The organism is Paraglaciecola sp. L1A13, assembly GCF_009796745.1.
Classification (GTDB): Bacteria; Pseudomonadota; Gammaproteobacteria; order Enterobacterales; family Alteromonadaceae; genus Paraglaciecola.
The window spans coordinates 438,840-451,771 of the sequence record NZ_CP047024.1 but is presented as its reverse complement, the minus strand read 5'-3'; the positions used below and the strand labels follow the sequence as shown (position 1 = coordinate 451,771).

The following is a 12,932-nucleotide window of genomic DNA, read 5'->3' as shown; positions in this document are numbered from 1 at the left end:
GCAGATTCAATACTTTAAATCTGTAGCGTCGCTAAGCAAATCAACAAAAAATCTATATATTTCGAGAAATAAACAACAAATATGGAGCGAAAACACCTTCGTTATCCACATTCTTTGCTATCAAATTTATCTTCTTCAGATTAAAGGTTAGTCATCTTTATACTTTTCATATATGCCTTCAAAATATTCGGGGTGGGCAGCAAAAGCAGCGAGTACTTTAGGATCGAAATGTTCTGGCATTGTTCTCCCATCCCCGTTAATAATGATATCTACTGCTTTTTTGTGGCTGAAAGCGGGTTTGTAGGGACGCTTCGAGCGTAATGCATCATATACATCGCATATGGCCATGATGCGTGCAGATAAAGGGATAGCATCTCCTGATATACCTTTAGGGTAGCCGGTACCATCCCAGCGCTCATGATGATTCATCGCTATCTCGGCTCCCTTTTTGATAAGAGGAGAATCTCCCTTTTTAAGGATTGTTGCACCAATAACACTATGAGTCTGCATTATTTTCCATTCTTTGGGTGTAAAGGGTGATTTCTTAAACAAAATATCATCGGGTATACCTATTTTACCAACATCGTGCATGGTACTTGCAAAGTAAAGCTCTCTTATATCTCGTTTGCTAAGTCCAAGTAGTTTGGCTAGCATACGAGAATACTGAGCGATACGACGTACGTGAGCGCCAGTATCTTCATCTTTGTATTCAGCGGCGCGAATCAAGGTTATTAATGTGTCTTTGTAGGCAATTTCAAGCTCAGCAGTACGCTCGACCACCTTAGCTTCTAGAGTGTCATTGTACGTAGAGAGCAGATCGCTGTAGTCTTTAAGGCGCAGCATGTTTCGGACACGCAACGTAAGTTCGGCTCGATCCACAGGCTTGCTCAGAAAGTCCTCAGCTCCTGAATTTAGAGCTGCCAGCTTAGCCGTATTACTATCCAAAGCCGTGATCATAATGACTGGGATAGACTTAGTCTGTGGATTGTATTTAAGTTTACCCACAACCTTATTACCATTCATTCCTGGCATCATGACATCAAGTAATATTAAATCTGGTGGTTCAACTTCCACACGTTTCAACGCTTCTTCACCGCTGCTCACTGTGATTACGTTGTAACCTTCGTACTCGAGCATTACGGTTAACAGCTCTCGGTTTGGAGCTTCATCGTCAACAATAAGAATTTTAGCGGGGTTGTCCATATTCATATCCTGTCAGTAAAGTGCGGTCATAATGGCTAATTCAGCGTTTTATTAAATATTTTTCAACTACGCTCCATAATTTTTTATAGCGCAATGGTTTTGATATATAGCCATCACAACCTGCGGCTCGACAACGATCCTCGTCACCAGTCATGGCTAGCGCCGTAACAGCAATGATGGGGATTAATTGTGTAGCAGGGTCTTTTTTTAGCAACGAAGTCGCTTCTAAACCCGACATACCAGGCAGCTGAATATCCATCAGAATCAAGTCAGGAGTTTCAGATCGGGTCTTGTGCAGGCAACTATGCGCATCTTCCGCCTGAATGACCTTATGATTAGCCGCTTCCAACAATAACGTTGCAAGCTCCATATTATTTGGATTGTCTTCTACGATAAGTATGGTAGCCATTTATTTTTTCTGACGTCTATCTATTAATGGGCTTCTTTTACGCCTATCTTTCGGACCACTTCTTTGGCGCTTAATTTTCAACGCGCGCTGTACTTCGCGTCTGCAGGTCTGGCTATTGAATTCGGATTTTTCAATGATTTTGTAAATGTTACCATTGAGCATTTCCCTATCTTCACGACTGACCACCTTAGCGGTTACAATGATGATAGGAATCGAATCAGTTTCAGGATATTTCTGGAGTGCATTGACGACATCAAAGCCGCTAAGATCAGGCATCATTAAATCAAGCATGATTATCGCTGGCTTATGCTCCCGAGCAAGCTCAATGGCCTCTGCGCCGCCGTGAGCAGAAAGTGGTATTATTCCCATATGTTCCAGTTGGGTGGCAACGAGCTCCAAAGCAAGAGGGTCGTCGTCCACGACCAGTACCTTTAATCCTTTTAGAGCAACTAAGTTATTTTCTATAAAAGGATGTATGTCATCTTGTAGTTTGTTTTAGGGTGACTGGTTTTTCTAGCACGAGAGAAGCCCCTAGCGCCCAACCTTTGTTGGGACTTACGTCGAAAGCAATTATCACCATTGGCACATTTTTCAATGCAGGTATCTGTTTACACCGACTAAGAAACTCCCATCCGTCCATTCCAGGCACTGAATGTCTAAGGTGATTAAAGCAGGGGTTACTCGTTCCAACACCCGAAGTGCTTCCTCTGCACTTTGAACATGATGTACTGCAAAACCTTCCTCCTTCAGTGAGATATTTATTAATTCGGCAGATTTTTTGTCCGCCTCCACCAAAATAGCGAGAGGGATGGTTGTGTGCTCCTCGCCGATGTCATCATAGTTTTTCTCTGTGATTGTTGGCGGAAGCTCAGAGATGCTAATTTCATTCCCAAAACTCGCGTCACGCCAAGGTAGCCAGAACGTAAAACAGGATCCCAGCCCCGCTGCGCTGGCTACTGCTGCCGCACCACCGTGCAAGTGAACGAGATTTTGCACCATCATCAATCCTAGACCCGTGCCCTCATATTTTCGAGATAGACTGCTATCAATTTGGCTAAAAGGTTGAAAAAGCTTGTCGAGATCATCGCAGGATATACCGATACCGGTGTCATGCACGGCGATTTCCAAAAACTCCTCGAAATCACCCATTACATTTTCAGCTGCACCGATTTCACGGATTTTCCAAAGTTCATTTACTGCGACCAAATGAGCCTTTGAGCGGGGTACTCGACGAGCATTTAAAGTTACCTCTCCACCATCAGGTATAAACTTAACCGCATTTGATAAAAGGTTATAGATGATCTGCTTGAGTTTACGTCCATCACACTGCATCAAACCTAGCTCTGTTGGCATATTCTCTTTAAGAATTATTCCCTGCAACATGGCTTTCTCTTTTACCATAATGAGACTACCGCGTAGCAAACTGGCAGGTTCCAATATTTCTAGATCGAGGTTCATCTTACCTGCTTCTAACTTAGAAAGATCGAGTACATCGTTCACCAACGAAAGGAGATGTTGGCCACTCTCAAAAATATTGCCGATGTACTTTTTTTGCTGCTCTGTAATTTCGCCGATTAGACCATCCTGCAATACTTCAGAGAAACCTATAATGGCATTGAGGGGGGTGCGCAATTCATGTGACATACTTGCCAGAAATTCGGACTTTACTCGGTCAGCACGTTCTAACTCTCTAGCTAGTGCTTCAAGTTCTATTCGAGTGGTTTCTAAGCCGGCTTCAATTTCTTTACGTTGAGTAATGTCTTCGATAGCGAGTAGGATGACTCGCTTTTTACCTTTCGATTGCTCTATCTGTCGTGCATTTAACAGCATAGTACGACGACCTATGGTGGCGAAATCATGCTCAACCTCATAATCATCAAAACTGGTCTTCTCAGGTAAAATCGTTTCAAGCAACTCTCTCAGTTTGGGAATATCCCATTGTTTATTGCCCAAATGATAAATAAGCTGCCCAATGGTCTCTTTTGGCTTAACTTTAAAAATTTCATAAAAAGAGCGACTAGCGGTGACCACCCTTAAGTCCTGGTCGAGCGTAATTAAAGGCTCTCTTACCGTGTTGATGATACTTGCAGCATACTCTGCCAACTCTATTTTAGTACGCTTGGCATCCACTACGAATCTCCTGACAACACTGCAAAAAAAGTAAAATAAATTACCCTAAAAGTAGTTATAGTAGCAGGTAATTTATTACACGTTTCATCTAATTACAGCATCTTAGCCTTCGTTTCTGATTTGCAAGCTATAGTGGGTAGGAATAAATAGATATTGCTTGTGCTTCGCAAGCTATAGAGGGTGGGGATAAATAGATATTGCTTCTGCTTCACAATGAAAGTGCACTCGTCGATAAATAACGATTTTACTGCTGCAAAGGTAGTTATGCGCGAGGACTAATTATTTGATAATATTGAGGCTATTTGCCAGCTAACCTGCAATGTATAACCACGGGTTATCCTTGTTGTTTAGACCGATTTCTAAATCGCTGAGCATGGAATCATTGCGGCAGTTTAAGAAACCTCGTTGAAAAACTGCCCTAGCATTTTAAAAGTTACGGACAACAACAGTGTTGAGCTCTCTTCTTATAATGTTCAATCACTGGTAAATCTAAAATTGGTACATTAATATTCTTGAGCATAGAGATCTTTCCTAAACTCTGTAGCCACTTTCTACTCAGCTTCTCAAACCCGCCTAATCGTACTGAATTTTCGCTTGCAGCAACCAGAAACTGATTAAGTCTTTCATTAACGAGACTAAATCAATGTAGTTGTTAGGCTTGGTTAAATAAGCATTACACCCAATCATATGGCACTCTTTAATATCGACTTCAGAGTCCGAAGTAGTGAACATGATAACTGGAATGTGTTTCAACGTGGGATTTTGCTTAATCTCAGCCAAAGCCTCTCGGCCTGATTTTCGAGGCATATTTAAATCTAACAATATGATACTAGGAAGAATTTCGGCATTTTCTAAAAAGTGAATCAGTTCCTCACCATCATCTACAAAACGGAGCTTATCTAAAACAATTTCATTATCTGAAAACGCATCTTGAATTAACTCTTGGTCATCTGCGTCATCATCAGCAACCAAAATGTAACTAACCGCTCTGATCTTTTTGGAAATATAACTGGCATCTTTGTTCACAATAAACACAACCTTTTTGAGTTTAGGGTTTCAGTGACTCAACCGTCGAAGAACACCTAAAAATACCAATATTAATATATGCAAATGCACCGTATTTTTAATAAAAAATTACGGCACACCCAGTGCTTGCTAGAAGGAACTAAGTCAAAAACTAACCGCGGATATTACCACATAGCATATCGCTAAGATAAGAACAAAATGTAATGTTATTGTACTACTGATATTTTAACCGGCAACGTGACGAAAAACGAAGCGCCAGTGTCAGTGTCAGTTTTTGATTCGGCCCAAATTTTACCACTGTGACGATTAACAATTTTTTTGCAAATGGCGAGCCCAAGACCCGTCCCTGTATATTCAGATTTAGCATGCAGGCGCTCGAATAAATCAAATATTTTATGTTCGTGTTCTTTGTTGAATCCAACACCATTGTCATTAAATTCGACTGTCACAAACTCACTGTCTCGGCTTATTAGTCGAATAGTTAAAGATGGCTGCACATCAACTTTTGCGAACTTTATCGCATTGTGAATAATATTTTGCGCAACCCTATGAAGCTGATTTTTATCGCCAAACACCGTACCGATTTTATCTTTGAATATCTTTGCCTGTTTTTCAGAAACCAATACCTCTAAATCGTTAATGACAACGTCGAGTATATCGTCGAAATTTACCTCCTCAAATTCGTCATTCGAACGATGGATCCTTGAAAAACTTAATACGGCTTTTATAAGAGACTGCATACGTTCTGCTGAACTCATCATCTTTGAAAGATAAGCATGGCCCTTTTCACTTAAGGTCATTTCTGTTTGTTGAATACGCCCACCAAAGGACTGAATTTTGCGCAGCGGTTCCTGTAAGTCGTGAGACGCTACGAAGGCAAATCGCTCTAACTCTTGGTTTGATTCTTCAGACTTGGTTAATGCTTCTACCAGTTCATTTTGAATTTTTTGCTTATCTGCAATTTCTGTTTTCAGTTCTTCGGTACGCACATCGACCTTATGCTCTAGAGCCTCATTGAGCAATTCAAGCCGTTCAGATTTAGACAGGACGTAATTAACGATTGTGTCTCGAAACTTTAGCGCACTAGATAGCTCAATCGCTTCCCAGGCGAGAGATTGATTTTTAACGTTTTCACGCCATAATCTGAATGAGCTACGCGGCATTAAGCGGTGACTACCGTCATCTAAAAATTCGATGACCTTCTCTGGTTTACCGCCCCAATCTTTAGTCTGTTCTACTTCTTGACGAAACCAAATTAAAAACAAATTACTTACAGACGAGACTGATAAAATAAAGACACCACTGGATATATCGCTGATATCCAAAAAGTCGCTATTTTCTTTACCTAAATTTTTGCTGTAATAAATATTATCCTCAGCGAGTTTGTTGGATACGGCCCAATCAAATAACGCCTCAATTCTTAGTGGCGCAGGAGTCTTACCGAAGCACTCTATATTCTCTTCCAATCGCCAAGCCACACCAGATGCATTCATCATCTGCATAAGATTATCTGATTCTTCGCGTAGGCCGTCAGTGAAAAAAATGCGCTCTGCCATCTTGGCGGTGATCGAAGCGTTGAGTGACTTCACAGCCGAATCTCGGTGTTCAGCCTCGGCCTGGACTTTTAATGAAATTAAGTAGGACAGCATAAGCCCCATATACAGGGCTACTTCTCGGGTTTCAAATGGCACTATGTGAGTGGAGTAATGATGGCATGCAATCAATCCCCAAAGCTTGCCAGATACCACTATACTAATCGACATTGAGGCTCGAACCCCCATATTGCGCAAATACTGACAGTGAATAGGTGACACGCTACGTAAAACAACTTTACTCAGGTCAATCGGACGGTCGTTGGGATAAATCATAGATTGCTGAGCATCGACATTCGCCAGTAAACGAATAGGATTTTTTACGTACAACTCTCGTGCCTGCTTAGGAATATCAGACTCAGGGAAATGCTGTTTCAAAAAGGAATTAAGTTGGCTTTTTTTTGCTTCGGCAATAACTTCGCCATTGTAGTCAGCGTCGAATTTGTAAAGCATTACCCGATCAAATCCCGTTACTTTACGGATTTCGTTCACTGAATAAGCAAACACGCTGTTTAGATCTTGAGTATTTACCAAATCGTTTAACGACAAATTAATAAGATTTTTCACTGGATTGAATGAGCTAGCACCGACCGTTAGCTTTTGTTCTAACTCAACCAGTAAAAAGGCATCATTTAAGCTCAAAATTGCATTGAAGACATGCTCACCATGCTCGAGGCTTTTTGCTGTGACTTGTTGTGGATTAACGTCGTGAAAGCCTTTGCTAAAGTCTAACCCTGTTACCAGCCCAGCAAAATCGTTATCAAGCAGTTTAGTTAAGGATAAGCCAATTAGCTCATCGATAGGGCGAGCCATAAGGTCAGCAAGGTTTTGGCTGCAATACCGTAAGAACAAGGTTTCTGCTTCGAAAACCATCAAATAACCGTGAGGTTGAATAGAGCCAGGAATATGAATTGGTTCCTTGTGGCAATTGTCTAATGTCACATCAAACGGTTCGTTCATGTATTCAGCCCCTCTAAGCAATCATGGATAGACTGAAACGCAAGTTCAGCTCCTGCTTTTATCTCGTCATAGTCGTCAGGATTATGCTCGTAGTATTTTTGTAATACTGCCAAGAACTCGTGCCAATTGGTCATTCTTTTCATTCCGTAACTCGCAAAGAATTCTACACCGTGCTGGGCGTCTAACCACGAATGGCGCGTTAACCGAGCTTGGATGTGTTCACCGCCTAATGTGGCACCTTCAATGACGTAAAGTAATCCCATAGCCTGCGCTGATGACGATAAATTCAAAGTCACCTTGCTTAGGTGCTTGCCTTCGACCTGTTTGATAAGGGGCTTCAAATGGGCAATATCGTTTTCCAGCCAACGCAACTTGCTTCTATTAACATAGACCTTCTGGGATACAGGATAATTGTTGACGGCTTGTTCCATCTCCTTATAAGCATTGTGCATGCACAATAAAACTTGATAGTAAGTCTGTGCATTCAAGTCACGATGAAACAAAATTCTCGATAATTTCCCTTCAACTTCCCTGTGTAAGCCAGCAGTGCTCGTCTTAAGAAAAAGCCCGATCGACATTGGCTTAATATTGCTATTGGTCATACTAGAATTTACTTTATTACCTGTTCACTGAATTAAAAATATGGGGCAGAGTTACTGTCTTTTTGTTGTGTTGTGTTGTGTTGTGTCGTTTCTTTCATTTCTTATCGAGCTGCCCCTTTTCGGGCGCTTAATATGACGAACACTAATAATTTAAATTTATAACTTGCTCATCACCCTCGACTATTTTTTGCTTAGTTAGACCTTTCATCTTACTTAACATTTTGACATCAAAATTTCCCTTAAACAACCAGAGGTAGGCTGTAAATCTTGGCAGTACTGTTGCGATTGACGCAGTATACAAGCGTTGGAGTGAACACCATTGAAAAACCTTATCTGAGTCTTTAATTTGCAAATTAGGCCATTTGTAAGCCGCAATATTTTATTATGTACTCGAGCTATAAAAAGGCGTGTAATAAACGCTTGAACATGAGTCTAGCCAACAATGTTTGCTGTGGTCCCAGAGCGTCATTCTGACTGTTATTACACATCTGTATACCAATCCTGGATTGACAGCATCGTAGAATCCAATATTCTATCGGCGATTTTTTAGCAAACTTCGTGAGTCCATGAACGCTTTATCCTTGCAGGCCCAATTTATTCGTATTCGCTCGAACAAACTGTTCGAGATTTTTGTGATTTCGGTGATCGTGTTTTCCGCTCTATTGGTTGGTGCGAAAACCTATGAAATGTCACCTACGATGCATAATATCACTCAGTTTCTCGACTGGTTCATCAGTGCGTTTTTTCTCACTGAAATCACCATTCGTTTTTTAGCCGAAGAACGTAAACGAAACTTCTTTAAAAACTTCTGGAATATATTCGACACATTGATTGTGATCGTCAGCCTGATCCCAGCAGAAGATGCAGATTTAGCGGTTATTGCCCGTCTAGTCAGAGTGTTCCGGGTATTACGGATGATTTCTATTATTCCGGAACTGCGTATATTGTTAGTATCGTTGGTCAAAGCGTTGCCTCAGCTTGGCTACGTAATGTTATTGATGTTTATAATTTTTTATATTTACGCAGCGGTCGGCAGTACTCTATTCGGAACGATTAACCCAACGCTTTGGGGTGATATCACAATATCGTTATTAACCCTGTTTAGAGTTATGACCTTCGAAGACTGGACGGACGTCATGTACGAAACCATGGAAGTTTATCCACTTAGCTGGATTTTCTACCTGACGTTTATATTCTTTACTGCATTTGCGTTTTTAAACATGGTGATAGGTATCGTGGTTAACGTTATGGAGCAAGAGAACGAACTGGCTCGTAAAGAAAAAGCAGCACTTGAAGCGGCTGAGCATGAACAAGAACATGAGGAAGAACCAACCCTTAGCGATATACTGATCCACATTAAAGGGTTGCAGCGACAAGTCGAACAATTATCATCACATACCACTAAGCAAAGTAGAGATTAAAATTATGCATATCGTATGTCCTCAATGCTATGCCATTAACAATATACCTGATAGTAAAGATCACACTGATGCGAAGTGCGGTAAGTGTCAGCATAAGCTACATACGTATCAGCCTTGTCAATTAACACAAGGGCAATTTTATCGCTACATTGAGCGCAATCATCTACCTGTTTTAGTGGATTTTTGGGCCAGCTGGTGTGGTCCGTGTAAAGTAATGGCGCCGGTTTTTGCCAAATTAGCAGGCCAAACTGAAGGCATTTTATTCGCTCAGCTAAACACCGAGCAAGCACAGCAGATCAGCACCGACGCAGGTATTCGCAGCATTCCCACTTTGATCCTATTCCATCAAGGCAAAGAAATAGACCGTGTATCTGGCGCGTTATCCGAGCCGCAATTGAAACAATGGATTATGCAAGCCATGCAGAAATGCTAAACATCTGAGCTGTAAAGCAAGAATACACAACAAAAAGCCCTTAAATAGTCTTATTTAAGGGCTTTTTTATAGTGCCAAAAACGCTACGCTTTTAAGTATCTTCTATCAAAAAACACTGACAATCGCAGTTGTCGCCTTGTTATGCTCGTTAGCTTACTCAGCATATTTCGTTTTTAACTGCGCCAGACGTTTAATACCTGCTTCGGTTTTCATTTCACGTTGGCTAAGTTTGCGCTTTCCTAGCATCGTTTTATCCGCGAGGAATAATGCCTCAACATAGTTGAGATAGATTTCTTCATCGCGCATATCATCATTTACTACCGCCTCGTATTGTTTAACGGCTTTGTCGTAGTCTTTTCTCGCAACCAATACCTGAGCGAATGTGTCTACGGCAGCAGCATTATCTGGGCGCTGCTTAACGGCATTTTCAGCATACTCCTGGGCTTTATCCAACTGACCGTTTTGTAGAAACAAATATGCCAAATTATTGAGCGCTACGAAGTTATTCGGGTTTTGTTGCAGTAAGGTTTGATAGCTGGCGACAGCTTGACTGTCTCCACTGCTTATTTGACGTTCTGCCAACATCATCAATGCAGCGCCATCGTTAGGTGCGCTTTTTAAGTGTTGTTGTATAGCCGTTAACGCTTCATCCTTTTTATTAAGACGCTCTAACGTAAACACCCATAACACTAAGTTACGCCCATTAGGTAAACCTATATAAGCGGCATGAGCATTAGGCTCAGCTTGGTCAAATTGCCCATCTACAATTTGTAAGCGTGCCAAAAAGCCTTTTACAATAGGCATAGACTTGAGTTCTTCAGGAATAGCATCGTAGGCTTTTCGAGCGGCATCCATGTCTTTGTTCATCAACAAAAAATGGGTTTGCAGTAACTGCATTTGTGTATCGTTACGTACAGCTAAGAAACCGTTGGTCAGTTCAACGCCCTCGGCGTACTTTGCGGTATTGTCTAGCAATAACAACTTACCCACCACAGCTTGTTTATCGTTAGGCGCTTTGCTTAACCACAGGTCGTAATGCGCTTGCGCGCCAGCCACATCGCCTGAGCGAATAAGCGCCTGACCTTTACCTTGCCAATAAGCCGGCGGTAGTGACGCTTCTTGGTCAAATTGGGTGAATTGCTCTAATGCTAGGTCGTATTTCCCTTCTAGTAATAGGATCCGTGCGTACAACATACTCACTTCTTGGTTATCAGGAGCCTTGTCTCGTGCGCTCTTAATGCGCGCAATACCCTTATCAGCGTCACCTTGCTGTTTGTTCACTAAGTAAGCAGTCGCTAAAGCAGGGGTATAATTAGGATAACGTTTAATTAATTCGGCCAACGCATTTTGCGCACCGGTGTAATCTTTTTCAGCGATATATATATTGGCTAACCCTAGCGCAGCGCCTTGATGTTCAGGCGTAATGCGCAATACGTGCTGAAATTCTACCTTGGCTTTCTCAAACTCTTGTTGTTTGGAGTAGATTTCACCCGCGAGTAAATAAGCACTCAGGTCGTTGGCATCTTCGTCTTTCCATTGCTGGGCTAACTCTAACGCTTTGTCGAATTGTTTGGTCGTCACGTACGCAGTAGCAAGTGTCTTCTTAGCGCTTTCCAGTTCTGGTGATTTCTCTAATGCCTCTTCTAAATCCACAATACCGTCAAGATTATTGAGCGACAGTTTGAGTAAACCCAAACGGGTTAAATCTTCTGCAGTAGTACTAATACTCGATGACTTATCCACTAACTGTTGGGCTTCTTTGACATTTCCTTGGCGTAACAGCTCATAGCTCGCTTTTGAAAATAACTGGGCATCTTGCTCACTAACATCTTCAATGCGTCCAAGTACATCACTAGCTTCCGTCGTCAAACCAAGTTGTAACTGGCTTGCCGCCAGTAAACGCAACCCTGGGTGATTATCGGGCAAACTACTCGCCACTAATGAAAGGTGACGTTGGGCAGATTCAAAATCTTTTTGTTGATAGGCAGCGTAACCGGCAATTAAACGTAGAGCAGGGTCATTGATACCGTTTTGTATCCCCAGTTCTGCATACTTCTGCGCCTCTGGATAATCTTTTTCAGCTATACGAGCGGCCGCTTTAAGTTGATTCAGTAAACCGTTTTTTGCGTTTACCGTTAATAATTTATCGACATATGGCTCTGCTTTAGCCGTTTCACCTAAATCAACCCATAGTTTTGCCAACACGAATGTGGTTTGTATGTCGTCTGGATATAACGATACATAGTGATCAAATTCCTGAGCAGCTGCTTTCGGATCGCCCACACTTAAATGTAACTGTGCGGCCAATTTAAGTACTTCTGGATGATCGGGGCTGTCATCTTTAACTTCGCTAATACTTTGCAAAGCAAGCGGATAGTCTTTGTCTAGTATTTCACCATAAACCCTGCTGAGGGCTTTAAAGACTGAATCAGTTTCAAGCTGTTGTTGGTCAGCGATAATAGCGCGAGCGTCATCAGGTTTATTTAAACGCACCAAGGAAACAATTTTGAAATATCCAATTTCCGCTTTGTCGTCAACACTCAAGTTAACGTTTTGGTCTTCCATTTCACTTATTGCTGCATAAGCACCGGTACGCTGATACGCACGAGTAAGTAATGGCAAAACTTTAGCGCCGTCATAACCGTATTCTAACGCCCTATTCAATTCTTTTTCAGCGCTCTCAAATTGTTTTTCGGCGATATACAATTTGCCTAACTCAAAGCGCGCTTCAGGTGATTTAGGTGCCATTTGCACCGCTGTTTTCAACGAGATAATAGCTGACGCATTATCATTATTAGCGATAAATTCTTGCGCTGCTTGAATATGTTCTTCACTGGTTTGCTGACCACAACTGATCAACATCCCTAGTGATAGTGCGATAATCGTTTTTCTCATATTTTTCATCTTCCCTATCCTATGTTCTGCGCTTAGCCGTCATCAACTGAGTTTAGCCCTCTAATTTAGGCAACTGTTGGCAAAATATACTAAAACGTACCGACTATTTTAGCCGAAAAAAATGGCGCTGTTGCAATCCATCTTACTCGAACAATCGAGTCAGATAAAAGGCTAATTGCTATCGATTTTTGCTTGTTTTTGTCGCCCTAAATTGAGCAAGTCTTTTCATTAAATTTCAAGCCGGTGATTTTTTTGTCCTAC

The 12,932-nt window shown here is 41.6% G+C and carries 10 protein-coding genes; 2 read left to right on the top strand and 8 right to left on the bottom strand.

The annotated features are described in order from the left end of the window. Positions 1 to 147: 147 nt before the first annotated feature. The 7 genes from GQR89_RS01820 to GQR89_RS01790 all read right to left on the bottom strand — a co-directional run bounded on the left by GQR89_RS01820 (position 148) and on the right by GQR89_RS01790 (position 7,922). Positions 148 to 1,203 carry a two-component system response regulator gene (locus GQR89_RS01820; protein ID WP_199271362.1) on the bottom strand — a complete coding sequence of 352 codons (1,056 nt, stop codon included), beginning with the start codon at positions 1,201 to 1,203 and terminating at the stop codon, positions 148 to 150. A 40-nt stretch (positions 1,204 to 1,243) separates the two neighbouring features. Beyond that, positions 1,244 to 1,612 (bottom strand): response regulator, encoded by a 369-nt coding sequence (locus GQR89_RS01815; protein ID WP_158768473.1) that lies wholly within the window; start codon positions 1,610 to 1,612, stop codon positions 1,244 to 1,246. After that, positions 1,613 to 2,032 (bottom strand): PleD family two-component system response regulator, encoded by a 420-nt coding sequence (locus GQR89_RS01810; RefSeq protein WP_158768472.1) that lies wholly within the window; start codon positions 2,030 to 2,032, stop codon positions 1,613 to 1,615. A gap of 171 nt (positions 2,033 to 2,203) precedes the next feature. Then, entirely contained in the window at positions 2,204 to 3,742 is a 1,539-nt protein-coding gene (locus GQR89_RS01805; RefSeq protein ID WP_158768471.1) for a hybrid sensor histidine kinase/response regulator, read from the bottom strand. A 573-nt stretch (positions 3,743 to 4,315) separates the two neighbouring features. Continuing rightward, positions 4,316 to 4,768 carry a response regulator gene (locus GQR89_RS01800; RefSeq protein WP_158768470.1) on the bottom strand — a complete coding sequence of 151 codons (453 nt, stop codon included), beginning with the start codon at positions 4,766 to 4,768 and terminating at the stop codon, positions 4,316 to 4,318. A gap of 206 nt (positions 4,769 to 4,974) precedes the next feature. Continuing rightward, positions 4,975 to 7,320: an ATP-binding protein gene (locus GQR89_RS01795; protein WP_158768469.1), complete on the bottom strand. Its 2,346-nt coding sequence runs from the start codon at positions 7,318 to 7,320 to the stop codon at positions 4,975 to 4,977. Continuing rightward, entirely contained in the window at positions 7,317 to 7,922 is a 606-nt protein-coding gene (locus tag GQR89_RS01790) for a biliverdin-producing heme oxygenase (RefSeq protein WP_158768468.1), read from the bottom strand. Before GQR89_RS01790 ends, GQR89_RS01795 begins: the two co-directional genes overlap by 4 nt. A gap of 566 nt (positions 7,923 to 8,488) precedes the next feature. On the opposite strand from GQR89_RS01790, the gene GQR89_RS01785 reads away from it, so the two are divergent. After that, positions 8,489 to 9,343, top strand: a complete 855-nt coding sequence (locus tag GQR89_RS01785; protein WP_158768467.1) for an ion transporter — start codon at positions 8,489 to 8,491, stop codon at positions 9,341 to 9,343. 4 nt (positions 9,344 to 9,347) lie between these two features. After that, positions 9,348 to 9,776 carry a thioredoxin TrxC gene (trxC, locus tag GQR89_RS01780; RefSeq protein WP_158768466.1) on the top strand — a complete coding sequence of 143 codons (429 nt, stop codon included), beginning with the start codon at positions 9,348 to 9,350 and terminating at the stop codon, positions 9,774 to 9,776. A 153-nt stretch (positions 9,777 to 9,929) separates the two neighbouring features. On the opposite strand, the gene prsT is transcribed toward trxC, so the two are convergent. Then, on the bottom strand, positions 9,930 to 12,671 hold the full coding sequence (prsT, locus tag GQR89_RS01775; protein ID WP_158772102.1) for an XrtA/PEP-CTERM system TPR-repeat protein PrsT: 2,742 nt from the start codon (positions 12,669 to 12,671) through the stop codon (positions 9,930 to 9,932). Positions 12,672 to 12,932 lie beyond the last annotated feature (261 nt).

Coding starts and splice junctions, on each gene's coding strand:
- trxC (WP_158768466.1), top strand. CDS start 9,348: ATGCATATCGTATGTCCTCAATGCTATGCCATTAACAATATACCTGAT.
- prsT (WP_158772102.1), bottom strand. CDS start 12,671: ATGAGAAAAACGATTATCGCACTATCACTAGGGATGTTGATCAGTTGT.
- GQR89_RS01820 (WP_199271362.1), bottom strand. CDS start 1,203: ATGGACAACCCCGCTAAAATTCTTATTGTTGACGATGAAGCTCCAAAC.
- GQR89_RS01815 (WP_158768473.1), bottom strand. CDS start 1,612: ATGGCTACCATACTTATCGTAGAAGACAATCCAAATAATATGGAGCTT.
- GQR89_RS01785 (WP_158768467.1), top strand. CDS start 8,489: ATGAACGCTTTATCCTTGCAGGCCCAATTTATTCGTATTCGCTCGAAC.
- GQR89_RS01790 (WP_158768468.1), bottom strand. CDS start 7,922: ATGACCAATAGCAATATTAAGCCAATGTCGATCGGGCTTTTTCTTAAG.
- GQR89_RS01795 (WP_158768469.1), bottom strand. CDS start 7,320: ATGAACGAACCGTTTGATGTGACATTAGACAATTGCCACAAGGAACCA.